This window comes from Paenibacillus sp. 2003, assembly GCF_031455635.1.
GTDB classification, from domain to species: domain Bacteria; phylum Bacillota; class Bacilli; order Paenibacillales; family Paenibacillaceae; genus Paenibacillus; species Paenibacillus amylolyticus_B.
Window position 1 is genome coordinate 799064 of record NZ_JAVDTB010000002.1, and the last position, 24731, is coordinate 823794.

Sequence of the window (24731 nt, forward strand, 5' to 3'; positions counted from 1 at the left end):
ACGTGAAGTTTATACACGTCACGATGTAACGTAGTTAAAATACTTAATGTATGTCAGTTAAAACCGGGTGAAGTTAAATAACTTTTAGCAGTTCGCGCACAAACGCTGGCTCATCATCAGGCGTGCGAGATGTAATATAGTTTCCATCCACAACGGCCTCATGATCCTTGAACTCTGCTCCTGCGTTTACCATGTCATCCTTAAGTGGTGGATAGGATGTAATGGTGCGGCCTTTCAACAGACCGGCACTAGCCAAAATCTGAGGACCATGGCATATCGCTGCGATTGGTTTCTTCGCACTGTTGATCTCAGTGACAAACTTCAAGATGTGCGCATCAGTTCGCAAATTCTCAGGGGATGATCCACCAGGGATCACAACTGCATCATAATCTGAAGCGGATGCATCACCAATCGCCTTATCTGTGGTATAGGAGGCCTTTCCTCCTTTACCTTTAAGGGTCTCACCGGCTTTTAATCCGATAATCTCCACTTCATGTCCAGCTTTTTTTACTTCGTCATACGGGACCTGCATCTCCGAATCTTCAAAGTCATTCGCCAATAAAAAAGCAACTTTACTCATAACGTATGTTCTCCTTTCCGTGTTCGAACTTTCTTTATAAAATCGGGTCTTGCAGTACATTGGCACTTCGTTGTGCCTCGTTTTGTTATTACCCTCACCGGAGCAATTTATAACAATTCAATGTAATTTCATTTTGTAAAGCAGTCGTCAAACGAATAGTTAAAAAAGATCTACTCACGACAAAAAGTCCTGATTCGGTAAGGAATCAGGACTTTTTCAGAATCTGTATAATCCAAATATCGGATAATTATATACCTGTGTAAACATTCAAGATCGCGGAAGATGACGCTGCTTTCCTTTGTCCGAATCCTGAAGTGCCCAGATCGTTGCAACATACTCAGCAGCCGAACGGGCAAGGTGCAATGATTCATACAGGTTGCCAGGGAGTAACAGAGGTTCTGAACGGGTACGTGTTTCTTTCGCAGATTGGCGCATAATTGGATGGATGCTCCTTTGATCATGAAATAGTCATCAACGAATTATCCCTCATTATGGCCTGAACCCCATGAAATTATGCACGTAGTTCCTGACGAACCGGACTTTCAAGCATCAAAGTCACGGGTCCCCAGTTGGTAAATGTTACATCCATCATCGCTCCGAAACGCCCGGTTTCAACCTGAATACCTTTATCCCGTAGTAGTTGATTAAACGTTTCATATAACAGTTCCGCCGCTTCTGGTCGGGCCGCAGCCGCAAAGCTCGGACGCTTTCCTTTGCGACAATCTCCGTACAGGGTGAACTGGGAAACAGACAATACAGCACCGCCTACATCAAGCAGGCTGAGATTCATCTTCTCCTGATCATCCTCAAATATCCGTAACCCACTAATTTTGTCAGCCAGATACTGGGCATCCTTCTCAGTGTCCTCATGGGTAATGCCCACGAGCAGCATTAATCCGGATTCGATCTTACCCGTAAGCTCGTCTCCCACGGTTACCTGAGCCTCTTTACAGCGTTGTACAAGCACCCTCATCTTACAGGCTCCTTACTGCATGATCCGATGCACCGAATAGACATCTTTCACCCGTTTGATCCGTTCTACAACGGATTGCAGATGATCCGTATTACGAATCAGGATTGTGACGTGCACCAATGCTAATTTATTTTTATCTGTCCGTCCTGTAACGGCAGATATATTGGTTTTACTTTCAGATACAGCCTGAAGCACCTCATTGAGCAAGCCATTCCGATCATGGCCTGTAATCTCAATATCCACACTGTAACTTGCTTCGATATTCTCTTCCCACTCGACCTCAATAACACGTGCTGCTTCTTCACCGTCTGCACTTGTCGGGATATTCGGACAGTCACTACGGTGTACGGAAACGCCGCGTCCGCGTGTAACGTATCCGATAATGTCATCCCCAGGTACAGGATTGCAGCATCGTGCGAATCGAACAAGCAGATTATCGATGCCTTTGACACGAATACCGTTGGTTGGTCGATTTCTGCGCTCAGGCGCAGGTTTCAGCTCGCGCATCTCGGAATTTAATTCCAGCAAACTGGACTCTTCCTGCTCTTTACGCAGTTTTTCGGTTGCTTTGGTTACAATCTGTGCAGCAGTAATCCCACCGAATCCAACAGCCGCAAGCATGTCATCAATATCGTTAAACGCATATTTTTTGGCAGCTTCCATCAACTTGTCATCCGTCATCCACGCAGAAGGATCAAGCCCCATGCGTTTCAGTTCACGCTCACAGCTCTCCCGACCTTTTTCAACGTTTTCTTCACGGCGTTCCTTCTTGAACCATTGCTTGATCTTCGCTCGTGCATGAGATGATTTCGCAATTTTCATCCAGTCCTGGCTCGGTCCGTAAGAATGTTTGGACGTCAAAATTTCGATGATATCACCTGTCTTCAGATGATAATCGAGCGGAACAATCCGACCGTTTACTTTGGCACCAATGGTCCGATTACCAACCTCCGTATGGATTCGATAAGCAAAATCCAAAGGAACAGAGCCGATCGGCAATTCGATGACTTCTCCTTTTGGCGTAAATACAAATACCAGATCCGAGAAGAAATCCATTTTGAGTGACTCTACGAATTCTGATGCATCCTGTGCTTCGTTTTGAAGTTCAAGAATTTCACGGAAGAACGTAATCTTATCTTCAAAATGATTTCCGTTCGCAGCCCCTTCTTTGTAGGCCCAGTGGGCAGCAATACCAAATTCAGCAGTCCGGTGCATATCCCATGTCCGAATCTGTACTTCTGTTGGTTCGCCATTGGGACCAACTACCGTTGTATGCAGCGATTGATACATGTTCGCCTTCGGCATCGCAATGTAGTCTTTAAAGCGTCCAGGCATCGGTTTCCATAGCGTGTGTATAATTCCCAGGGTAGCATAACAATCCTTGATATTATCCACAATAATACGAATGGCAAGCAGATCGTAAATTTCGTTAAACTGCTTGTTTTTGGTGGTCATTTTCTTGAACACGCTGTAGATATGTTTCGGGCGGCCCGAAAGGTCTGCCTGAATTCCCATCTCATCGAGCTTGTTCGTAATTCCATCCATAACCGTATCAATATATTGCTCACGTTCCGCACGTTTTTTGTGCATCAGGTTAGCAATTCGGTAATACTGCTGCGGATTCAAATAACGGAGGGCGATGTCCTCCATTTCCCATTTGATTGCAGAGATACCCAAACGGTTTGCAATCGGACAGAAAATTTCCAGCGTCTCATATGAAATCCGGCGCTGGCTTTCTTCCGACTGAAACTTGAGTGTCCGCATATTATGCAGACGGTCAGCCAATTTAATCACGATGACACGGATGTCCTGCGCCATGGCGATGAACATTTTGCGGTAGTTCTCGTTCTGCTGTTCTTCCTTGGAGCGAAACTGAATACGTTCCAGCTTCGTCAAGCCGTCAACAAGCATGGCACACGTATTGCCGAAATGATTGCGGATCTCTTCAAGTGAGACCGTAGTATCCTCTACTACATCATGAAGAAGCGCTGCTATTATGGAGATGGTGTCCATCTGCATGTTCACAACAATGTCGGCAACCGCAAGCGGATGCAGAATATACGGTTCTCCCGATTTTCGCGTCTGTCCATGGTGGGCCTGATCAGCAAATTCGTAAGCTTCTCGTATGCGCACCAGATCGGGTTCTTTGATATATGCCCCGGCCTTCTCGAGTAATTGCTCTATGCCCATTCTGATCTGTTCCGTGTCCTTTCTATACCAAATGGAACCCGTGACAGTGCTGCAACACAGGTTCCCCGTAAAAGTAATTTCCTATAATTATGACGCTTCGCCCGTTTCCCGTCAACTGCTGACGAATAAGAGCGCTTATCCAATTTTTATATTGGTGATCTGAATTACTTCTAACCCATTTCCCTATGACTCACAGGGGATTGGATGTATTTCTTATTTCTTATGTATTATTGCCGTTATTTGCTGAAATAGAAGGATAATTCATGAAATTATAAATTCCATCGCTCTGCTACGTCAAAAATGTTATTGCTTAATTAAGAGAAACTCTGTAATCTATTGAAAGTTTGTGTTTCGGAAAAGGAGATGAAATTCATTGCAACGCGAAATTCAGGTTAATCAAAAGATGCCACTTGGCTCAGGTTCACTGCTTAGCCTTCAGCATTTGTTCGCCATGTTTGGCAGTACGGTGCTTGTACCTAACCTGTTCGGTGTCGATCCAAGTATGATCCTGCTGATGAACGGGATTGGAACACTGTTGTACATACTGATGTGTAAAGGAAAGATCCCAGCATATCTTGGTTCCAGTTTTGCCTTTATTGCTCCTGTCACTTCAGTATTGAAAACACATCCAGAGAACGGCTACTCCATGGCACTTGGAGCTTTTATCATTACAGGACTTGTGTTCTGCCTCGTGGCTCTTATTATCAAATATGCTGGAACAGGATGGATCAACGTGGTATTCCCACCAGCGGTTATGGGTGCCATTGTTGCCCTGATCGGTCTGGAGCTTGTACCTGTTGCAGCGCAAATGGCCGGATTGATTAATTCTGATCCTGTTGCTAACCCGAACTGGGTGCCTCAGGCCAAACCCATTATTTTATCCATGGCCACACTCGGTATCACTGTCATTGGAGCCGTAACGTTCCGTGGATTCCCCAAAATCATTCATATTCTAATCGGTATCGTAGTTGGTTATATCCTTGGCTATTCCATGGGTCTGGTTGATAAACAGGCTATTGGAAACGCAGATTTCATCTCACTGCCTACCGTAACAACACCTACATTTGACTGGTCCGTTATTTTCACCATTTTACCTGTAGCGCTTGTCGTAATTGTTGAGCATATTGGACATTTGCTTGTAACGAGCAGCATTGTAGGCAAAGATCTTTCGAAAGACCCTGGGCTTCATCGTTCTCTGCTTGGTAATGGGGTCTCCACCATTCTGTCCGGGTTTGTTGGATCAACTCCAAATACAACCTATGGTGAGAACATCGGTGTTATGGCACTGACTCGTGTATACTCCACATATGTCATTGGTGGCGCAGCAGTCATTGCAATCGTACTATCCTTCTCAGGAACATTCTCGGCGCTTGTAGCTAACATTCCTGTGCCTGTTATGGGTGGAGTATCCCTGCTTCTGTTCGGAGTTATTGCAGCATCCGGTCTGCGTATTCTGGTTGAACAGAAAGTCGATTTTGCCAAACCGACCAATCTGTTGCTTACTACACTTGTACTGGTCATCGGGTTAAGTGGTACAGAAGTTACCTTCTACGGTATTCATCTGAAAGGGATGGCACTGGCAACCATTGTCGGAATCCTGATGAGTTTGTTGTTCAAACTGTTTGAAGTCCTAGGTTGGTTGAATGACGATTCACAAAAACAGCCTATCACTGAAAAAACGCCCGATTAATTCCATCATATACACATCAAAAAGCCTGTTCTCCCTAACCTTACGGTTGGAAGAACAGGCTTTTTGATAATCATTAATGCTGTATATTATTTCCCGGGAAACGGAAAAAGCAATTCATGTTTCAATCACAGCGGTAAATGTGGAGATTTCAGCTTAATAGTTCATCAATGTGAATACATCGATTTCAGGCAATTTAGAACGACCATTCAGATCAGACAGCTCGATCAGGAAGGCAGCACCGACAACTTTCCCACCTAATTGTTCAATCAAGTTGATGGAAGTTGCAATCGTTCCACCCGTTGCGAGCAGATCATCAGCGATCAGGACATTTTGACCTTTTTCAATCGCATCTGTGTGCATCGCAAGTGTATCCTTGCCATACTCGAGATCATAACCGACTTCAATCGTCTCTCCAGGCAGTTTTCCACTTTTGCGGATCGGAGCAAAACCGACACCAAGAGCGTACGCCAGAGGGGCGCCCACAACGAAACCACGTGCTTCAGGTCCAGCAATGACGTCAATTTTGAGATCAGAAACCATCACTTTCAATTCATTGATCGCATTGCGGTACATTTCTCCATCTTTCAACAATGTCGTAATGTCCTTAAAGCTGATTCCCGGTTGTGGAAAGTCAGGAATGACACGAATATAATCTTTAAAATCCAAAATAATCTCCTCCTAAAATAAATACACAAACTTCCATCTAAGATACGCCCTTCATCCGGGATATCATCCATTGTGTCAGTTGCGGTGTGGCTGCATCCAGCATCACCTGTTCTATCTCGGCCATGTTTTCGAGCGCCTGATAGTGACGAGAAGCGGTTAGTTCACGCTTAGGCGGGTTATCCACAAACGCAATTTTGCCGTTATCACGGGTAATGAAGGAAAGCTCTTCGAATACATCCAACATCATCGTAATCATGCGCGACGAACAACCACACTGACGACTGAGCACAGGAGTAATCTCTTGTTCCTCCACGGGTTCAGCTTTCCATTTCAACACCTGCATATAAATACGCTTAAAGAGATCTCTGGAAGGCATCTGAAGGCGATCTCGGCGGTTGCCTGATCCGTGCAGAAGGATGATATTCTCAGCTCCACTGAACAAAGCCAGCATGGCATCAAGTTGTTCCGGGGTTTCCGGCGTATCAAACACAAATAACGTCCGGACTTGTTCCTGTCCATAATGCTGTGCAGCAGCATTACACGGAAATAACCCGACCTTTCTATCATATACCCAAAGGCAAGGTTCATACAATGAATTTCCCTCGGAAACATCTGTTTCTTTCCGAACAATAGCACCAACAGAACCAGATTTATATCGCAGATGCACCTCAAGTGAACTCAAGAAATGTTTCATCGCATTTAATGGCTCGGCATTACCGCGCAAATCAAATACTTGGACCTGAGGAACATGAATGTCCTGAAGCATCAGTTGAGGTTTTCTCATCCCATTCCATTCATTGATGGACAGTTCTCCCATCACATCAATAACGGAACCTGGGAGAAGGAACTCAGCTAACGCCCCCTTGCCAAAAGCAACGGTTTCCAGTTGCTGACCATCCTGTTCCAGAACCAGTTTCAGATGGCGTTTCTCTCGTCCCATTGTTCTGGTTTCCTTCACAGTCACACTTCTCAATACAAACCGCGGCGAAGGATTGCTCATCCCAAAAGGCTGCAATCTGTCGATCTCCTGGATCACTTTCAGCGGAACATCACTGATTCTGCATTCATCATCCGCAAGACGTTGAGGTACAAAGTCCTCTTCAGTTAATACAGATGCAGCAAACTTATTCAAACCAGCCTCAAGTTCTTCCAGCTGATCCCGATGCAAGGTCATACCTGCTGCAGCAGGATGCCCCCCGTAATGGTCCATAGTGTGTTTATTGACTGTGAGTGCCTCATAGATATCCAAGCCCTCAATCGAGCGCGCAGAGCCCTTGCAGACACCGCTCTCTGGATCGATCCCAAGGATAAGTGTAGGTCGGTAATAACGCTCCAGCAATTTGGAAGCCACGATACCAACCACTCCGACGTTCCAGCCCTCCCCAGCCAATACGATTACATCTGGAACGGATCCTGAACGAAGCTGTATCTTTTGTTCCAACTGTGCCGTTGCTTCTTGTAATATGCCCTCTACGACTTGCTGCCGCTCCCGATTCAATAGATCAAGCTGACCCGCAAACGTATGAGCTTCATCCAGATTCTCGGTGGTGAGAAGAGATACTGCTCTCCCAGCATGATCCAAACGTCCACTGGCATTAATACGAGGCGCCATGGCGAAGGCAATATTAATTGAAGTCACCTGACTCTGGTCCACCCCACTGATTTCCAGCAATGCACTTACACCGGGAAGACGTGAACCACGCATCGATTCTATCCCATAACTGACGATAACCCGGTTCTCCCCTTCCAAAGGCATCAGATCGGCCACGGTACCGATGGCGGCAATCTCCATCCATTCACCGGGTACTTCTCCGATTAGTGCCTGAGCAAGTTTCAGGGCTACTCCCGCTCCGGCCAAACCTTTAAAAGGGTACGGACATCCCGGAAGTTTTGGATTAATAAGAGTAAAGGCTTCTGGCAAAATTTCAGGCGGCTCGTGGTGGTCTGTCACAATGACTTCGATGCCCAGTGTTGCCGCATAGGCAATCTGTTCAACAGCACTGATTCCGGTGTCCACGGTAATAATTAATGAAACGCCTTGTTGATGGGCCCAATCCAACGCATGATTGTGCAACCCATACCCTTCATTCGAGCGATGAGGGATATAGATATCGTACGATGCCCCAAGATGACGCATTAAATGGATCATCAAGGATGTGCTGGATACGCCATCGGCGTCATAATCCCCATAGATCAAAATATGTTCTTCCCGCTCCAAAGCCAGTTTTATTCGAGGCACAGCTTCATTCATGCCAAGTAGCAGATAGGGATCATGCATCTGATTCAGATCAGGATGCAAAAAACGTTCGGCCTCCTTCTCATTGTGCACTCCTCGACTCACAAGCAAACGTCCAACAAGGGGTGAAACGGAAAGCGCCTGCGAGAGTCCCGCAGCCGCCTCCAAATCGATATTTGGTGTATTCCACCGATATTGCGAATAAAGCAATGATAACGCTCCTTTCCTGATCTACTGGACCCGCGCTTCACTACTGAATTAATGTCGCTTCGTGATCGGGCAGTTCATGATTGGATTTATAGGGATAACCTGGATCATAAGGTACCGCTTGAATCTGTACCTCTTTCACATGACTGAAACGGGTTAGTAGTAGTGTCTTGGCCCGGTTTGCAATTTCTTGTGCTTCCAGTATGGAGATTCTCGGATTCACGCTAATGACCAACTCAATCGTAACGTCATGTTCCTGTTCACGAGCAACCAAATGCTCAATGGTAATGATGCCGTATACTCGCTGTACAGTCTCTTTGAAATCTGATGCGTCCTCCTGCTCCAGTTCCTGAACAAGTGAACCATATACTGTGTCCACAATCATTCGGTAACCCTTGTGAAGCACAAAACAGGAAGCAATCAACGCAGCCGTAGGGTCCAGGTAGAGCAGCATGCTCAAACCCGTCTCTTCACCAGCCATCGATCCTATAATGCCGATTAACACGGTGAGAGAGCAATAGAGCGCACGACGATGTTGCTGTGCATAGGCTAGCGCCTGAGACTGGTTTCGTTTACGAAAATATCTGTACTGAAATTGAAAAATCGCTTCTTTCACAGCCAGAGCTGCAACAGCCACCAAAAGTACCGACTTGCCGGGTGCTTCCGGTTCACTTCCGGAGAGACTACCCAATGCGGAGATGGCAAGCTGTAATCCACCCATGAGGATCAGCACAGATAACAATACTGAGATCCCGGGTCTAGCAACACGTGAATGTTCTTTAAACCGTTCCCTGTGAGCCTTGCTCTTATCTCGTACAGACTTGGAGGGAAAGAGACCTGCCAGGGCAGAACCAGCTTCAGAAGCAGAATACAAGCCGTCAGCGAGCAATGATTTGCTATTTGCCATATAACCGACTCCCGCTTTGATTACCGCAAGTCCCATATTACCAGCAATACCACTCCATGTGGCAGCCTGAGCAGATGGGATATGTTCTCTGGTCATGTATATTCCCCCTTATTTCTGTACATAAAGTTGCAAAACCGCGCCTGGCAGACGCGGCTTCACAATAAGATGTTTAGTTAGATTCTTTGGCTACTGTTGTTTTTGGCTTGTTAACTTGTTTACCTTTGAGCGTGAGCCATAATGGTGCCGCAATAAAGATGGAAGAGTAAGCGCCGAACAGTGTTCCGATCACCATTGCAAGTGAGAACATGCGGATGGATTCTCCGCCAAAAATAAACAAACAAAGGGAAGCAACAAAAACCGTAAATGTTGTATTTAGTGAACGAGTCATTGTTTGTGACAAACTGTGATTAACTACTTCACGCAAGTCTGCTTTAGAAGACTTTTTAGCAAATCGCAAATTCTCACGAATACGGTCAAAGATAACGATGGTATCGTTAATTGAGAATCCGACAATGGTCAATACTGCGGTAATAAAGGTCAGATCTACTTCCAAGCGGAAGATCGAAAATACGCTTATGACGACAAATGCATCATGGAACAATGAAACCACTGCTGCCACAGCAAAGCGCCACTCGAATCGGATTGCAACATAGATCATGATCCCGATACTTGCAATGAGTACCGCGTAGATCGCATTGCGCTCCAATTCTTTGGCCATCTCCGGATCAACAGTATTTACTTCATAGGAAGCCGATGCATCCAGTTTGGTAAATTCCTGTTTAAATTTGCTCTCTTGGGTCTCATCCAATTCATTGGAGAAACGAACATTTACACGGTCAGCCCCCGGTGTAATGGTAACATCACCCTCATCAACACCGATGTCCTTAACAATAGGTTTAATCTGCTCCGCTGTGATTGCTTTGGATACCGAAATATCTACATTCGATCCAGCACGGAAATCAACCGCGTAGTTCAAACCCAAAGCCAGAATGCTGATGATGCCCGTAATCGTCAGAATAATCGAGAAGATATAGGCAATCTTACTGCCTTTAACATAATCATAATTCCAATTAAAGCGCACGAATTTCACTCTCCTTTACTCCGAAGTACTTAGGCTTCTTCAACACGTTACCCCGTACAAGCAGGGTCAACAGGAAGCGGGAGAAGAAAATATTCGTGATAATACTGGTGACAATATCAAAAATCAGCACGAGTGCAAAACCTTTAACCGCACCTGTTCCCAAGAAGAACATAACAGCCGCAGCAATAATGGTTGTGATGTTGGAGTCAATGATTGTTCGGAAGGAATGTTTACCACCCGCTTTAACCGAAGACAAGATCGACTTACCACTGCGCATCTCTTCTTTAATCCGTTCGTATGTGATGATATTGGCATCCACCGCCATCCCTATACCCAGGATAAACGCCGCAATACCTGGAAGGGTGAGCACGAATTCTCCTAAATAGAAGATTGCAAGTACCAGCCACGTATGTGTGATCAAGGCAAAACTCGCGATAATACCAGGAATGCGATAAAGCCCAATCATGAAGATTAGAATAATAACGGAACCAATCAATCCCGCTTTAATGGTCTGATCCAGAGAAAGCTTACCAAGTGTTGCACCAACACTTTGTGAATACTTCTCTGTAAGTTTCAGTGGCAATGCCCCCAGGTTAATGGTGTCACGAAGCTGGTTTGCTTCATCACGAGTGTAGGCACCCGAAATCTGAGCGGAACCATCTGTCAACTGTTGTCTAACGGTTGGAGCAGAGAGCAACTCATCGTCCAAATAAATGGCGAGAGGTTGTCCGATCAAACGTTTGGTAATCTCGGAAAATTTAGCTTTGTCTTTCACTTGAATGTCAATCATCGGCTCATTCAATTGAGTGAACACAACTTTGGCTGCATTCTCAACAAATTCATTTCCGCGAAGCTCAATTTTGGTGTATTCGCCTTCCTTGTCATTCTCAGCTTTACTACGGAAGGTCAAAACAGCAGGTTCTTTCATTTTGGCTCTAACTTCAGCCTCATCCGTAACCCCTGCCAACTTCAATCGAATCCGGTTGCTTCCTTCAGTCGTTACCTCCGGTTCGCTTGTTCCGAGCGCGTTGGCGCGGCTTTCAAGACTTTTGGCCGTTTGCACCAAAGATGCTTTGGTGACTTGTTGACCTGCTTCGAGCGGCTCTGCTTCATATAAGATCTCGTAGCCTCCCTTTAAATCAAGGCCCAAGCGTATATTTTTGAGCAGTTCCGGGCTTGTTCCCACCATTACCCCTGTGGTGACAAGCACGACCAGAATGAAACTGATAATTCTTTTCATGCCGTTCCTAGATCCCCTTTCGTTCTCAATATTCCTATTATAGCGATGCCGTAAAAAGCAGTCAATTTTCAAACAAAAAAGATCCCTTTCGTCTAGAAAGAGGACCCCCGGTATGCAGACACGGTCATAAAGTTCATAAAGCTTGTTGCTTTCAGTGACAAAATGTCGTTCACCAGCTGGTGAAGCGGTGGAATGCCCTGTTTTTCATATTTATGACTGACGCAATTCCAGACATCTTTGCTGGTGACATATTCGTAACCGACAAGCCTTAATTCCTCCGCTTTGCTACGGCAGAGCATCTCTATTGACTGTTCCAACTCCACATCATTCATTTCTTCCAACGGGGAGCCTCCCTTCGTACATCCAAGCCTTTATGCGGCATCAATATTACATGATTCGACTTCACCTGATCATATTCCTTCTTGCTGATTATGGTTCTTTTTGTTAATCGTGTCCAAGTAGTCATGAGAAGATAAAGGACTGGCATAGGATGAAGAACAACGGCTTTGTCCCGTTTATGTTGATAGCCTGTACTTTCAACCGGGAAAGAGGGGTAGTCTTGAAGAAACAGACATTTATCCAGGGGGCCATGATCCTGCTCGCGGCAGGCATAATTAATCGAATACTTGGTTTCATTCCGCGCATTGCGCTGCCACGAGTCATTGGTGCAGAAGGTGTTGGCATCTACCAATTGAGCTATCCCTTTTTTATTGTACTGGTGACATTAATTACGGGTGGTATTCCGCTCGCCGTAGCCAAGCTCGTAGCCGAAGCTGATACCGGTGCCAATCGTTATTCCCCTCAGCGAATCCTGCAAGTAAGCTTAAGCTTTACGTTGACCTTGGGTGTTGTATTCATGTTTTTGTGCATCCTATTTGCACCCTGGGTTACCAAGTACGTGCTCACAGATGAGCGGGTGTACCATACGTTCGTTAGTATGAGTCCCATGATTGCCATTATCGCCGTATCTGCTGTCTACAGAGGGTATTTCCAAGGTAAGCAAAACATGATGCCTACTGCCATTTCATCCATTGTTGAAACCATCATTCGTATCGTCTGTGTCATTTGGTTTGCCTGGCTTCTCCTCCCCCACGGTATTGCCCAAGCTGCTGCTGGTGCCATGCTGGGAGCGCTCGTTGGAGAATTCGGCGGTATGCTTGTACTCTTGTGGAAGTATAACAGGCAGAAGAAAGAGTTACCGCTCGCTAAGCAACAGAACATGTCCAACCTCACAACCAAACCTTCAGTTCTGAAAGAAACGGGTACTCCACAGCCCGGATTAATCCGGCGTTTGCTTGCAATCTCTATTCCTGTTACAGCAGGCCGATTGGTTGGCTCCTTATCTTATCTGGCCGAAACCATCGTTACTGCCCAGAGTCTGGCTCTGGCAGGCATATCCAAAGGACTTGCTACAGCACAATATGGTGCATTACAAGGTATGATTATTCCTTTGCTGCTGCTGCCAGGGGCACTAACCTCATCGCTCGCGACATCACTTGTGCCTTCACTGTCCGAAGCTTCTGCTCAGGGAGATCGCGCACTGATTCACAAAAGAATGCATCAGGCCTTACGTTTGGCACTGGTGACAGGTGCTCCGTTTTCTGTGTTTATGTATGTGCTTGCCGAACCGATGTGTCTTGTTCTGTATAATGATGCATCGATCGGAAGCATGCTGAAACTAATGGCTCCTTTTGCTTTGTTCATTTATATTCAAGCTCCTCTTCAAGCTGCATTACAAGCTCTTGACCGTCCGGGTAAAGCATTGCTGAATACGTTTATCGGTGCTGTTATCAAAATCACGTTGATTTTAACGCTTGCTTCCCGGCCTGAATATGGCATCTTCGGTGCAGTCATCGCCATCTGTGTGAATTCTACGGTAGTTACGCTGTTACATGCCCAAAGCGTACGTAGCCTGCTACAGTTCCGCTTCAAAATTATGGATTGGGTCAAGACGGGTGCAGGAATGTTTATCATGGGTGCAGCGACCCTACTCGTATACGAAGAGACTGCCATGATATTGCCTTTTTGGGTGAGGATGCTTCTCGCTCCTTTTGCCGGACTTATCGTGTATTTCATCATCATGGGCTGGACCAAAATGATTGACTTTCATGATCTGTCCCGTGCTCCTTTGATTGGTTCATGGTTCAAGCGCCGTTCAGGCAAATGATTTTCATTTTTTATCATCTTTTGGACTGACATATATCTTCCCATTGTGGTCAATGGAGCAAATAAATACATCCTTGAAATCCAAAATACCATTATGTTGAATTTGATTTTTCAGCCAAAATCTCGTTTTCTGAATGATCTCCAGATTCTGATCCTGGACCTTTCCGTCCATAATTAAGGGTAGTGGCAGACCTTCATATTTAATATTTGGAAATTTGATATTTGGAGATCCGTCAATCTGGTTTTTTCCCGTTTTGGATTTACTGGAAGAAAAATCTTCTGAGTCAGAACCGGAAGAATTGCTGTCGTTAGAAGTATTCTCCTTGGGAAACACGGTCAGCTTGCCTGTGGTCTCCAAAATAGCGAAATCAACCTCACCGATACTGTCTACATTCTGTTCACGGAGTTGTTGCAATAGATCATCCAGATTATAGCGTTGCTTCCGCATCTCATCTCGGTGAAGAACGCCTTTGGAGATCAAAACAGTAGGTTTGCCATCAATTATCAGGCGAAGACGCCGACTTTTAAGACCTATATAGGCCATTCCGATCTGTACAATGATCAAGGTAAGCATGGGGGCAATCCCATAAGAGAGTGGTTTATCAATATCTTCAATGACAAAAGCAGCCATTTCAGCGAGCATAATGGACACGACAAGATCAAACATGGATAGCTTACCAATCTCACGTTTACCCATAACCCTCATTGCACAGTACACCAGAAAGTACATGAGAATGGTTCGAAAGATATGTGATCCGACATCTGGGAAGTTCACAACAGGGTCCTCCTTCGAAACTGAGTTTTTAACAGTTAGCTGGGTAGTGCAATCCCTATTTTGACCTGAACCTTACATGCTCATGCAGAAATAATCCGTTCATTTAATGGAAAACAGTTCATAAGTCCGAAGGCTTGACCATACACTGTATTAACTTATAACTTGTACAAGGGGGTTGCTTCATGCAATTGATCCGCCGCTTGGTTTCGTTTCGAGTGTCCAATCCGATTCTGTCAGGCCTCTGTCAGGCTTTTGTATGGATGTTTATCGGGGCATTAATTCTCTCCTTGTTTCTCTGGATGAGCGGAATGCGGGAACAGGACCTCTCGTTGTATACCTATGTTGTTCATGGCTTGTCATTATTGGTTGGTGGTTTTGTGGCAGGCAAACGTTCTGGTGAAAAAGGATGGTACTACGGAGGAATTACCGGAATCGTATATGGACTCCTTGTGCTGTTGATCGGATTTCTCGCGCTGGATGCTTCGTTTAATTGGAAGGATAGTTTACAACTGCTTAGCGCGTTCTTCATTTCAGCTCTCGGTGGCATATTCGGTGTTAATACGCATCGCTCCTAACTGACTGGTAAAGAACATCGACCTTCCCTCATAAAACAAAAAAGAGAACCGGGTCTCCAAGGAGATCCGGTTCTCTACTAGGGAATACGCCACAAACGTACCCTCATTATTCTATGTTACAGTAACTATTCAACAGCCGTATCACGAGCTACGGCCGTGCTGATTGCATTACGGTCAAATGTAAGCTTAGTTACATCGTTTACACGCAATACAACCACATCGTCCGTAATCTCAGCGATCGTTCCGTGAAGGCCACCAATCGTTACAATTTTATCGCCTTTTTTCAACTGGCTCAGCATGGAATTCCGTTGCTTTTGCTTTTTGTTCTGTGGACGAATCATTAAGAAGTAGAAAATCGCAACCATGAGTACTAAAGGTACAATCAAAGATACGATTCCACCGCCTTGCGCTCCTGCTAGAGGCATTCCTTGAAACATTCAAAACTCCCCCTTATCGACTATACGTACAGATATTGCTTGTTACGCCGGTTTCCGCAAAACTTGAATCAGAAACCTTTGTCATTGTCATGAAGACCATATTGATCGAAAAATTCATCCCGGAAATCAAGCAAACGATCTTCCATAATGGCTTTACGTACGTTACGCATCAAATTCTGCAAGAAATGAAGATTATGGATCGTTGTCAAACGCAGGCCAAATGTTTCATCTGCTTTGATCAAATGACGCAGATAAGCTCTGGAATAGTTGCGACAAGTGTAGCAATCACATTCAGGATCTAATGGTCCAAAATCGGTTGCGAACTTGGCATTGCGAACTACCAGACGTCCCTGACTGGTCATCGTTGTTCCGTTACGGGCAATCCGAGTTGGCAGAACACAATCGAACATGTCCACTCCACGAATAGATCCCTCAATCAACGCATCGGGCGAACCTACCCCCATCAAATAACGTGGTTTATTGGACGGCAACAAAGGTAACGTATAATCCAATACACCATACATCAAATGTTTCGGTTCTCCAACACTCAGTCCACCAATAGCATACCCCGGGAAATCCATGGAAGTCAAATCTGCGGCGCTCTGACGGCGAAGATCTTCATGCATGCCTCCCTGTACGATGGCAAACAGACCTTGATCATGCGGACGAGCGTGACTTTCCAGACAACGTTCTGCCCAGCGGCTCGTTCTTTCGAGTGATTTTTTGACATATTCATATTCGGCCGGATATGGCGGACATTCATCAAACGCCATCATAATATCGGAGCCAAGTGCATTCTGGATTTCCATCGCCACTTCAGGAGAAAGGAACTTCTTGTCTCCATTCAGATGAGAACGGAAGTTAACGCCTTCTTCCGTAATTTTGCGCATCTCGCTAAGAGAAAACACTTGGAATCCGCCACTGTCCGTCAGAATTGGACGATCCCAGTTCATGAATTTGTGCAACCCGCCAGCTTCACGGATGATTTCATGTCCTGGTCTCAGAAACAGGTGATAGGTATTACTCAAAATAATCTGAGCATCCATTTCTTTCAATTCTTCAGGGCTCATTGTTTTGACAGTCGCCTGTGTACCTACAGGCATAAAGGTTGGTGTTTCAATAATACCGTGAGGTGTATGTACACGTCCCAGACGTGCACCAGATTGTTTGCAAGTTTTGATATGTTCATACGTAATTGCTGCCATTGGTTTTAATCATCCTCTAAAAGTTAATCGTTATACCGTTATACTAATATATCAACATGGCATCGCCGAAGCTGAAGAACCGGTATTTCTCTTGGATGGCTTCCTCATATGCCTGCATAATATGTTCCCTGCCTGCTAGCGCACTAACCAACATAACCAACGTGGATTTTGGGAGATGAAAATTCGTAAGCATCCCATCAATCACTTTGAAGGAATAGCCTGGATAGATAAAAATACTGGTCCATCCGCTGCTCGCTTGCAGTATTCCATTTTCAAATTTGCTGCCTACCGTTTCCAAAGTCCGGCAGCTCGTTGTCCCAACCGCAAAAACACGGTGTCCATTCTCTTTGGTCTGGTTAATCAGATCAGCCGTTTCTTGTGATAAGGAGTAATACTCCTCATGCATGACATGATCTTCAACAACGTCAACCGACATCGGTCTGAATGTTCCCAGTCCTACATGAAGCGTGATGAAGGCGACATTAACGCCCTTGGCACGAATCTGATCCAACAATTCATCTGTAAAATGCAATCCCGCTGTGGGTGCAGCCGCCGATCCTTCATGCTTGGCATACACGGTCTGATACCGTTCGCGGTCATCCAATGTCTCTTTGATATAAGGTGGCAATGGCATCTCACCCAGACGGTCCAGAATCTCCTGGAAGATTCCATCATACGTAAACGTAAGTGTACGTGCTCCCATCTCGCCCTCTTCTTCAATGATTGCCTTCAGTTCATCACCGAATACAATAACCGAACCGGTTTTCAGCTTTTTACCCGGCTTAACCAGTGCTTCCCACTTGTTGCCTTCCACATTTTTGAGCAATAACACTTCCGCTTTTGCTCCGGTATCTTCTTTTGTACCGAACAGACGGGCTGGCAGAACACGTGTATCATTCAGAATCAGTGTATCGCCAGACTCCAGAAAGTCGATTATATCAGGAAACGTCTGATGATTAATCTCACCACTATCTTTGTTCAAGGTAAGCAAACGGGAAGCCGTGCGATCAAGCAACGGCGTCTGTGCTATCAATTGCTCTGGTAATTCAAAATCATATAAGTTCACATTCATTTTAGTTTCATTCCTTAACAATAGTCGCATTTTGATAATAGTGTTTCAATATTGCCTGGTAATCATACCCTTCATCTGCCATGCCTTTGGCTCCCCATTGGGACAAGCCCAACCCGTGACCATTGCCCTGACCGATGAACATGAAGGTCTGACCCTGCGTTACCGCTCTCGCTTGACCATCACCACTCATAACGACAAGGGCATTACCGGATGATGTTCCTGCGCCAGAAGAAGACAATACAGAGGCACCATTTGAGCCGGTTTTACTGGCAGTTTTGCCGTCAGCGCCTAATACAGTATAACTTCCGGTTCCTGCAATATCAAATAAAGTGCTCGGTAATCCACCGAGTGCAGAGCGGTATGTATCGGCATATTTCACCGTCATAGCCTGTCCGTTGGCAGTGACTTCAAGTGCTCTTCCGGAAGGTCCACGCTTGGTCACTTCCAAGGTTGAGATTGAAGCAGGAACAGACGCTGTTGTTTTACCCTGAAGGGATTTAACCAACTGAGCTGACGTGAAAGGTCCTCTCACCCAGGCATAGTCATTAGATTGAGCCACTTTTGCCAGTACAACAGCTTCGTTGCCTGGATTCATTTTGGCTACAGGTTCAACGGTGGATTGAATTAACGGAATGGCACGCACATTGGTATTCTGAGCCGTTACCGTCACTTTGGCCAGTCCCGCATTGGTCTTGGTTGTTAATTCTTTGATGTTATCCTCACGAATGTACCCGCTAACTCCTGAACTGAGCAGCACATGGTACCACGTATGTAATCCGGCCTGGGCCGATGTATCCCCCGAACTGACAACATTGGTAAACACACCAGCTCCGCCGTTCCATACTTCAGAAGGATGAGCCGTCTGGCCGCCCGCATTGGAGGAGAACACAGCTTCGATGATTTTCCCACCGCTCTTGACCACTTCTCCAGCAGTTGCATCCACTGCACTGGTTACTTTATCGTTCTCCGAACCAATCCCGTTATAAGCTTGGCTGAGCGTTGTATCCACAACATTCGCAATTTTGAAACGTTCACCCTGTTGAAGCGCGTAGGATCGAGCAGCAACGGCTTGAACTTTCAAAGCTTCAGCAGGCCAGGAGGAATACACCTCTGCTCCTACGACAGAGTACAGGTATTGCTCCAGTGGAACGACGTTGACCAACGCCAGATCACCACTTACAATGCTGATTTCCATATCTCCACGATACGTTCGCTGAGAACGCTCCACTACTTTGATGCCATTGCCATTCCCTTGTACCAATGCTTTAGATTCAGTACCTGCAATGGTGTAATGCGGAGCGGTTTTGGGTGCGTCCGTACTTAATCCTGCATCCTGGCGGATGATGAGCCCGGCACTATTGTTGACAGGTGAAAGGCTTACCCCCGGAGCTTTGGCTTCCACACTGTTCTTCAATGCAGTTAATTCCGCATCCGTTGAAGCTTCACCCACCCATACCGCATATGCTTGGCTTCCCCCACTCAGTTGAAGGACTGGATAGACACTACTAACTCCTGTTGATAAAAGGTTGGCTTGTGCTGCCTCTGCTTCCTGAATCGAACCATAGGTTCCAGCAGACAAGCGTTTACTTCCCGTTACAGCTGGCTTTTGACCAGCCAATTGAGCCGCTGCTACCTTTTGTACTCGTGTAACAGCTTGTCCTGCCAGTGCCTCCGTTGCATAGTTACCTGTGTAGAGCTGGTAAATGGCATTTCCATTCACAGCCGTTGTGAACAGCAACGGTTTATCTGCGGTTGCCTGCAACAATTTTGCTGCTGCAGATGCTGCCTTGAAATCCGCTGTTTCCAACACTTTCACTCGGAATCCATCTGCACTGAAACGGATCTGCCCTGCCGGAAGGCTTACATTTGCGCCACTCTCCGATTGGATGCTCCATTGTCCGGTCGATTCAAGCGTAATGAGTGGTGTAGTTGATTTATACGTACTGCCCAGATTTGCAAACATGGCTACCCGGATCGTCTGTCCATCATTTCCTGCTGCATATGCAGGCACTTGCAGACAACTCACTGTCAAAAGAGCTGCCGCCAGTACCTTCAATCGACGACTCCACTTCTTCGTTCGTATTGCTTTTCCCACAATCAGACTCCTCTCCATGCATTTCTTTCACTTTATATCGGGTTAACACGTGATTATTTCAATGTTTATGATGAATGTTCAACAGATTTGATTATTTACCGTCTCTTGGTGGAACAGGTAGACCCAAATGATGATAGGCGAGATCTGTTACGATCCTGCCCCTTGGTGTACGCTGAATCATACCAATCTGAAGCAGATACGGTTCATAGACATCCTCTATCGTCTGACTTTCTTCACCAATCGTAGCAGCAATGGTATCCAGCCCTACCGGGCCTCCCCGGAAGCTATTGATCATCGATTTGAGCATCTTGTGATCAATCTCATCCAGGCCACGCGGATCAATCTGGAGACGTTGCAGCGCTTCTTCCGCCAGTGTCTGCGTTATAATCCCGTCACCACGCACCTGTGCAAAGTCGCGTACTCGTTTTAACAAACGGTTCGCGATCCTCGGTGTCCCACGTGAGCGCAATGCAATCTCTTGCGCAGCATCTCCCACAATCTCCACACCCAAAATTTCGGTAGAGCGTGAGACGATATAAGCCAGCTCATCAACCGTGTAGAATTCCAATCGACTGATAACACCAAATCGGTCTCGAAGTGGAGCAGACAGCAAGCCAGCACGCGTTGTAGCCCCAATCAGAGTGAATGGCGGCAGATCCAGCCGAACGGAACGTGCACTTGGACCTTTACCAATCATAATGTCCAATGCGGAATCTTCCATAGCGGGGTACATGACTTCTTCAACTGTACGATGCAAACGATGAATCTCATCAATAAACAGGACATCGCCTTCCTGCAGATTGGTTAACAATGCTGCAAGATCACCCGGGCGTTCAATAGCCGGTCCTGACGTAGTTCGTAAATTAACACCCAATTCGTTGGCAATAATGTTGGCAAGTGTTGTTTTACCCAGACCAGGTGGGCCATATAACAAAACGTGATCCAATGCCTCATTACGGAATTTGGCAGCTTCAATATATATCTTTAAATTTTCCTTCACCTGATTCTGCCCGATATATTCATTCAGATACCGGGGACGAAGACTCAACTCAACATTTTGGTCCTCCATCATCAGGTTCGCGGAAATAATCCGATCATCCATGTTCATCCCTACCTTTTTTTGCAGGCTACAGCTATATTATAATATGCAATTTGTATTATCCCGTAAACAGCATTTGCAGCGCCTTTTTCATCAACACATCAACGGAATCTGCTGTAGTAACATCCTTTTTCAATTTGAGCCATACTTTATCAAGCTCACTGTCAGTATACCCAAGTGCCTTAAGACCTTCACGTGCCTCATCCCAGGCTGAACCACTTCCCGACTCTTCCGATGGAGGAGCGAACAAACCTGTTGCATACGCTGCCGCGCCAAAACTATCCAGCTTATCCTTGAGATCCAGAATCATGCGTTGTGCAGTCTTCTTGCCGATCCCTGGCAATTTGGTCAAGAACGTAAGATTCTCCTGGTAAATCGCCGTAACCACATGTTCTGGTGTACCCCCAGCGAGTATGCCCAGAGCTACTTTTGGACCAATACCGGATACTTCAATCAGTTTACGGAACAAACGCTGCTCATCACGGGTAACAAATCCAAACAGCAACATCGCATCCTCACGCACATGATGGTGCGTATACACGGTAATTTCGCCTTCTTGCTTCGCAAACGCAAATGGATTTGGACAGAATACGCGATACCCTACACCATGAACATCCAGCACTATATAATCATTCTCTACATGAATGAACTGTCCTCTTAGAAAATCAATCATTTTCGCAATACCTCATTCAACTTGGAATTTAATGTATAAGAGTGTGCATGGCACACGGCTACAGCCAATGCATCTGCTACGTCATCCGGCTTAGGAACAACCTGAAGACGCAAGAACATTTTGACCATCTCCTGTACTTGCTTCTTCTCTGCTTTACCGTACCCCACAACAGCCTGCTTGATCTGCATTGGCGTATACTCTGCAATAGGCAAACCCTTCTGTGCGGCAGCGAGTACCATAACTCCTCTCGCCTGACTGACAGACATTGCTGTTGTAACGTTCCGATTGAAAAAAAGTTTCTCCAGCGCTACTGCGTCTGGTTTGTATTTATCAATCAATTGCACCATACCTTCATATACGTGAAGCAACCGTTCCTCTTCAGGGGTATGAGCTTCCGTCTGAATACATCCATATTGTACGGGTACCACCTTACTGCCGATTTTATCCACAAAACCAAAACCAACAATCGCAATCCCCGGGTCAATTCCCAAAAAACGCAAAACCATCTCTCCCTCACAAAAGCGAACATATGTATCGTTCATTTCATTATAACAAAAGATAGACCCTGCGGCAGGAAAAACTTTGTCTAACTGATTACTCGTCTTTATTCGTGAATTTTTTACATGTTTATTCGTATTTTCAACTATTTTAGTATAAACGACAAAAAGGACATCTCTTCGATGTCCTTCGTCATATTTTTGGGTTTAACGCTTGATTCCCTAAACCATCAATGTTATTGCTATTGCCACCATTTCACCATCGTTTCAGTACTTAACAATCTTAATACTGTAGGTGAGGACGTTTGGATTACCCGCCATTACGGATTAAATGATGATCTTCATCCACGGCGTAGTCACTGAACGTAGAGATCACGCTATCATACTCATCCTTGTCCTGAATCCGAATCCCCTGCTGCAATTGATTCAGCACCCCTTCAGGCAAAGAACTTTCCAACGTCCCAACATCCAACTGAAAGAACGTACGAATAACCTTCTCTTCTGCCGGCTTACCCTCGTACAAATTAAGGTTCCCTACAGCATCTATGCTGATATAAGCCTGCTGTTTACAAAGCGGTGAAAGATCATCTACACGTTGCTTTAAATGCAACTCATCTGATGTTCCAACGGTAGCATCCCATTCCGGATGTTGAGCAAGCAGCATCTTCAACTGCGGTCTAGCCATCTTCCCTAACTGCTCTGTCTCCACTCCGCAGATGTACTGTGTTTTCAAAACCACACTTGTTAAATGATCCGGATCAGAATCAAGTTGCTCTACTAACGCCTGAATCTCCTGTTCAGATCTTGTTTCCTGCGTAACAGGCCCCATCACACTGGTTGCCTCACTAAAATTAGTTGTCAGCAAACGCTCAATCGCCGATGAGATGGACAACCCGCTGTAAGCCAATATCGTAACTGCAAGCAAAGCCGCCGTCATCCATACTGTTCGTTTCCACCGTCGCCAGCGTCTCTTGAATTGTTTTCTGAAGTTAAACGTGTTCACATAAACCCCTTCTATCACTTTTTAAACCTATTGTGACCTAAAGACTGAGGCTTTATGCACAACTAACTTATCGTCTGAAGAAGGAACACACATGTGTTAGGTTAGAGAACTTGTCATAGTGAATACCGGAACCTGCATTTATAGAATCTTATATAGATAAATATAAAAAAACACTATCTATAATTAGATAGTGTTTTTAGAGATCGGGATGACACGATTTGAACATGCGACCCCCTGGTCCCAAACCAGGTGCTCTACCAAGCTGAGCTACATCCCGTTATATATACCGGCGAGAGGACTCGAACCTCCACGGTTTCCCACTCGATTTTGAGTCGAGCGCGTCTGCCATTCCGCCACGCCGGCAAATTTGAAGTTATAATGGCGCGCCCTGAGAGATTCGAACTCCCGGCCTTTTGATTCGTAGTCAAACGCTCTATCCAGCTGAGCTAAGGGCGCAAATATTGGAGCGGAAGACGGGAATCGAACCCGCGACCCTCGCCTTGGCAAGGCGATGCTCTACCGCTGAGCCACTTCCGCACACGGTATTATTAATATAAAAATGGCGGAACCGACGGGATTCGAACCCGCGATCTCCTGCGTGACAGGCAGGCATGTTAGGCCAACTACACCACGGTTCCAGATCACTTTCTCAAAGGAAAGTATAATTGCGGGGGCAGGATTTGAACCTGCGGCCTTCGGGTTATGAGCCCGACGAGCTACCGGGCTGCTCCACCCCGCGTCGTTGTAAAGTTTATATGGTGGAGGCTGAGGGGATCGAACCCCCGACCCTCTGCTTGTAAGGCAGATGCTCTCCCAGCTGAGCTAAGCCTCCATATTATGACCCGTAGGGGATTCGAACCCCTGTTACCTCCGTGAAAGGGAGGTGTCTTAACCCCTTGACCAACGGGCCTTAATGGCTCCCCGAACAGGGCTCGAACCTGTGACAACTCGATTAACAGTCGAGTGCTCTACCAACTGAGCTATCAGGGAATAATATGCATTTGCACTGCAAATGCAATTCATCGTACAACGTCCACATGCAGAGCCTGTTTTCTATGTATGATGAAAGAGTTCGCTTGGCGGCGTCCTACTCTCCCAGGACCCTGCGGTCCAAGTACCATCGGCGCTAGAGGGCTTAACGGTCGTGTTCGGGATGGGTACGTGTGGAACCCCTCCGCCATCGCCACCAAACGCGCAGCTTACATTTCAGAGTGTTGTTCTCTGAAAACTAGATTCGAAACGAAACACGCGAATTATCACTTGCTAATTGGATAAGCCCTCGACCGATTAGTACTGGTCAGCTCCATGCATTGCTGCACTTCCACCCCCAGCCTATCTACCTCGTCGTCTTCAAGGGGTCTTAC

General features: G+C 45.9%; 22 protein-coding genes, 9 tRNA genes and 2 rRNA genes. 3 read left to right on the forward strand and 30 right to left on the reverse strand.

Annotated elements, in window-relative coordinates; genetic code table 11:
• Positions 1-73: 73 nt before the first annotated feature.
• The 4 genes from J2X75_RS15425 to J2X75_RS15440 form a co-directional block, all read right to left on the reverse strand.
• On the reverse strand, positions 74-580 hold the full coding sequence (locus J2X75_RS15425) for a type 1 glutamine amidotransferase domain-containing protein (protein ID WP_310337619.1): 507 nt from the start codon (positions 578-580) through the stop codon (positions 74-76).
• A 267-nt stretch (positions 581-847) separates the two neighbouring features.
• Positions 848-1015: a hypothetical protein gene (locus J2X75_RS15430; protein WP_310337620.1), complete on the reverse strand. Its 168-nt coding sequence runs from the start codon at positions 1013-1015 to the stop codon at positions 848-850.
• A 76-nt stretch (positions 1016-1091) separates the two neighbouring features.
• Entirely contained in the window at positions 1092-1553 is a 462-nt protein-coding gene (dtd, locus tag J2X75_RS15435; RefSeq protein ID WP_310337621.1) for a D-aminoacyl-tRNA deacylase, read from the reverse strand.
• A 12-nt stretch (positions 1554-1565) separates the two neighbouring features.
• Complete coding sequence (locus J2X75_RS15440) at positions 1566-3743, reverse strand: RelA/SpoT family protein (protein ID WP_036616894.1); 2178 nt, start codon at positions 3741-3743, stop codon at positions 1566-1568.
• Between the two features lie 373 nt (positions 3744-4116).
• Between J2X75_RS15440 and uraA the strand changes: the two genes are divergently transcribed.
• The gene (uraA, locus tag J2X75_RS15445; protein WP_310337622.1) at positions 4117-5433 is read left to right on the forward strand and encodes a uracil permease; all 1317 of its coding nucleotides are present in this window, start codon (positions 4117-4119) and stop codon (positions 5431-5433) included.
• Positions 5434-5586: 153 nt separating this feature from the next.
• On the opposite strand, the gene J2X75_RS15450 is transcribed toward uraA, so the two are convergent.
• The 6 genes from J2X75_RS15450 to J2X75_RS15475 form a co-directional block, all read right to left on the reverse strand.
• Positions 5587-6099 (reverse strand): adenine phosphoribosyltransferase, encoded by a 513-nt coding sequence (locus J2X75_RS15450; protein WP_145324024.1) that lies wholly within the window; start codon positions 6097-6099, stop codon positions 5587-5589.
• 37 nt (positions 6100-6136) lie between these two features.
• Positions 6137-8545, reverse strand: a complete 2409-nt coding sequence (gene recJ / locus J2X75_RS15455; RefSeq protein WP_310337624.1) for a single-stranded-DNA-specific exonuclease RecJ — start codon at positions 8543-8545, stop codon at positions 6137-6139.
• Positions 8546-8585: 40 nt separating this feature from the next.
• Positions 8586-9545 carry a cation diffusion facilitator family transporter gene (locus J2X75_RS15460; protein WP_150364586.1) on the reverse strand — a complete coding sequence of 320 codons (960 nt, stop codon included), beginning with the start codon at positions 9543-9545 and terminating at the stop codon, positions 8586-8588.
• 73 nt (positions 9546-9618) lie between these two features.
• Positions 9619-10530: a protein translocase subunit SecF gene (secF, locus tag J2X75_RS15465; protein WP_310337626.1), complete on the reverse strand. Its 912-nt coding sequence runs from the start codon at positions 10528-10530 to the stop codon at positions 9619-9621.
• Complete coding sequence (gene secD, locus J2X75_RS15470) at positions 10520-11770, reverse strand: protein translocase subunit SecD (protein WP_310337627.1); 1251 nt, start codon at positions 11768-11770, stop codon at positions 10520-10522. The genes secF and secD overlap by 11 nt, the downstream gene beginning before the upstream one ends.
• Before the next feature lie 92 nt (positions 11771-11862).
• Positions 11863-12102, reverse strand: a complete 240-nt coding sequence (locus J2X75_RS15475; RefSeq protein ID WP_036617497.1) for a post-transcriptional regulator — start codon at positions 12100-12102, stop codon at positions 11863-11865.
• Between the two features lie 227 nt (positions 12103-12329).
• On the opposite strand from J2X75_RS15475, the gene spoVB reads away from it, so the two are divergent.
• Complete coding sequence (gene spoVB, locus J2X75_RS15480; RefSeq protein ID WP_310337629.1) at positions 12330-13937, forward strand: stage V sporulation protein B; 1608 nt, start codon at positions 12330-12332, stop codon at positions 13935-13937.
• Positions 13938-13940: 3 nt separating this feature from the next.
• Here spoVB and J2X75_RS15485 read toward each other — a convergent pair whose 3' ends face one another.
• A complete protein-coding gene (locus J2X75_RS15485) occupies positions 13941-14666 on the reverse strand; it encodes a YetF domain-containing protein (RefSeq protein WP_397383732.1) in 726 nt (241 codons plus the stop codon).
• A gap of 227 nt (positions 14667-14893) precedes the next feature.
• Between J2X75_RS15485 and J2X75_RS15490 the strand changes: the two genes are divergently transcribed.
• Entirely contained in the window at positions 14894-15286 is a 393-nt protein-coding gene (locus J2X75_RS15490) for a TIGR04086 family membrane protein (RefSeq protein ID WP_105407174.1), read from the forward strand.
• A 125-nt stretch (positions 15287-15411) separates the two neighbouring features.
• Here the strand turns inward: J2X75_RS15490 and yajC are convergent, their stop codons facing one another.
• The 19 genes from yajC to J2X75_RS15585 form a co-directional block, all read right to left on the reverse strand.
• On the reverse strand, positions 15412-15723 hold the full coding sequence (gene yajC / locus J2X75_RS15495; RefSeq protein WP_036616875.1) for a preprotein translocase subunit YajC: 312 nt from the start codon (positions 15721-15723) through the stop codon (positions 15412-15414).
• Between the two features lie 68 nt (positions 15724-15791).
• Positions 15792-16928, reverse strand: a complete 1137-nt coding sequence (gene tgt / locus J2X75_RS15500) for a tRNA guanosine(34) transglycosylase Tgt (RefSeq protein WP_036616872.1) — start codon at positions 16926-16928, stop codon at positions 15792-15794.
• A gap of 43 nt (positions 16929-16971) precedes the next feature.
• Positions 16972-18000, reverse strand: a complete 1029-nt coding sequence (gene queA, locus J2X75_RS15505; RefSeq protein WP_310337634.1) for a tRNA preQ1(34) S-adenosylmethionine ribosyltransferase-isomerase QueA — start codon at positions 17998-18000, stop codon at positions 16972-16974.
• Between the two features lie 7 nt (positions 18001-18007).
• On the reverse strand, positions 18008-20095 hold the full coding sequence (locus tag J2X75_RS15510) for a SpoIID/LytB domain-containing protein (protein WP_310337636.1): 2088 nt from the start codon (positions 20093-20095) through the stop codon (positions 18008-18010).
• A 91-nt stretch (positions 20096-20186) separates the two neighbouring features.
• Positions 20187-21197 carry a Holliday junction branch migration DNA helicase RuvB gene (gene ruvB, locus J2X75_RS15515; protein WP_091020485.1) on the reverse strand — a complete coding sequence of 337 codons (1011 nt, stop codon included), beginning with the start codon at positions 21195-21197 and terminating at the stop codon, positions 20187-20189.
• Between the two features lie 55 nt (positions 21198-21252).
• Positions 21253-21867, reverse strand: a complete 615-nt coding sequence (gene ruvA / locus J2X75_RS15520) for a Holliday junction branch migration protein RuvA (protein ID WP_036616866.1) — start codon at positions 21865-21867, stop codon at positions 21253-21255.
• Positions 21864-22367: a crossover junction endodeoxyribonuclease RuvC gene (ruvC, locus tag J2X75_RS15525; RefSeq protein WP_017686765.1), complete on the reverse strand. Its 504-nt coding sequence runs from the start codon at positions 22365-22367 to the stop codon at positions 21864-21866. The genes ruvA and ruvC overlap by 4 nt, the downstream gene beginning before the upstream one ends.
• Before the next feature lie 307 nt (positions 22368-22674).
• On the reverse strand, positions 22675-23367 hold the full coding sequence (locus J2X75_RS15530; RefSeq protein WP_310337638.1) for a BofC C-terminal domain-containing protein: 693 nt from the start codon (positions 23365-23367) through the stop codon (positions 22675-22677).
• A 203-nt stretch (positions 23368-23570) separates the two neighbouring features.
• A tRNA-Pro gene (locus tag J2X75_RS15535) sits at positions 23571-23644 on the reverse strand.
• 7 nt (positions 23645-23651) lie between these two features.
• Positions 23652-23730 (reverse strand) — tRNA-Leu (locus tag J2X75_RS15540).
• 16 nt (positions 23731-23746) lie between these two features.
• Positions 23747-23823, reverse strand: a tRNA-Arg gene (locus J2X75_RS15545).
• 6 nt (positions 23824-23829) lie between these two features.
• Positions 23830-23904: transfer RNA gene (locus J2X75_RS15550), tRNA-Gly, on the reverse strand.
• Positions 23905-23927: 23 nt separating this feature from the next.
• A tRNA-Asp gene (locus tag J2X75_RS15555) sits at positions 23928-24005 on the reverse strand.
• A gap of 27 nt (positions 24006-24032) precedes the next feature.
• Positions 24033-24106: transfer RNA gene (locus tag J2X75_RS15560), tRNA-Met, on the reverse strand.
• A 17-nt stretch (positions 24107-24123) separates the two neighbouring features.
• A tRNA-Val gene (locus J2X75_RS15565) sits at positions 24124-24199 on the reverse strand.
• A gap of 6 nt (positions 24200-24205) precedes the next feature.
• Positions 24206-24277, reverse strand: a tRNA-Glu gene (locus J2X75_RS15570).
• Between the two features lie 4 nt (positions 24278-24281).
• Positions 24282-24357: transfer RNA gene (locus J2X75_RS15575), tRNA-Asn, on the reverse strand.
• Between the two features lie 84 nt (positions 24358-24441).
• Positions 24442-24558: ribosomal RNA gene (gene rrf, locus J2X75_RS15580) — 5S ribosomal RNA — on the reverse strand.
• Positions 24559-24634: 76 nt separating this feature from the next.
• A 23S ribosomal RNA gene (locus tag J2X75_RS15585) occupies positions 24635-24731 on the reverse strand; the annotation flags it as partial.

Excerpts from the sequence above, each read along its gene's own strand:
- J2X75_RS15425 (WP_310337619.1), bottom strand. The coding sequence starts at position 580 with ATGAGTAAAGTTGCTTTTTTATTGGCGAATGACTTTGAAGATTCGGAG.
- J2X75_RS15430 (WP_310337620.1), bottom strand. The coding sequence starts at position 1,015 with ATGCGCCAATCTGCGAAAGAAACACGTACCCGTTCAGAACCTCTGTTA.
- dtd (WP_310337621.1), bottom strand. The coding sequence starts at position 1,553 with ATGAGGGTGCTTGTACAACGCTGTAAAGAGGCTCAGGTAACCGTGGGA.
- J2X75_RS15440 (WP_036616894.1), bottom strand. The coding sequence starts at position 3,743 with ATGGGCATAGAGCAATTACTCGAGAAGGCCGGGGCATATATCAAAGAA.
- J2X75_RS15460 (WP_150364586.1), bottom strand. The coding sequence starts at position 9,545 with ATGACCAGAGAACATATCCCATCTGCTCAGGCTGCCACATGGAGTGGT.
- secD (WP_310337627.1), bottom strand. The coding sequence starts at position 11,770 with ATGAAAAGAATTATCAGTTTCATTCTGGTCGTGCTTGTCACCACAGGG.
- J2X75_RS15475 (WP_036617497.1), bottom strand. The coding sequence starts at position 12,102 with ATGAATGATGTGGAGTTGGAACAGTCAATAGAGATGCTCTGCCGTAGC.
- J2X75_RS15485 (WP_397383732.1), bottom strand. The coding sequence starts at position 14,666 with ATGTACTTTCTGGTGTACTGTGCAATGAGGGTTATGGGTAAACGTGAG.
- J2X75_RS15490 (WP_105407174.1), top strand. The coding sequence starts at position 14,894 with ATGCAATTGATCCGCCGCTTGGTTTCGTTTCGAGTGTCCAATCCGATT.
- yajC (WP_036616875.1), bottom strand. The coding sequence starts at position 15,723 with ATGTTTCAAGGAATGCCTCTAGCAGGAGCGCAAGGCGGTGGAATCGTA.
- tgt (WP_036616872.1), bottom strand. The coding sequence starts at position 16,928 with ATGGCAGCAATTACGTATGAACATATCAAAACTTGCAAACAATCTGGT.
- queA (WP_310337634.1), bottom strand. The coding sequence starts at position 18,000 with ATGAATGTGAACTTATATGATTTTGAATTACCAGAGCAATTGATAGCA.
- ruvB (WP_091020485.1), bottom strand. The coding sequence starts at position 21,197 with ATGGATGATCGGATTATTTCCGCGAACCTGATGATGGAGGACCAAAAT.
- ruvA (WP_036616866.1), bottom strand. The coding sequence starts at position 21,867 with ATGATTGATTTTCTAAGAGGACAGTTCATTCATGTAGAGAATGATTAT.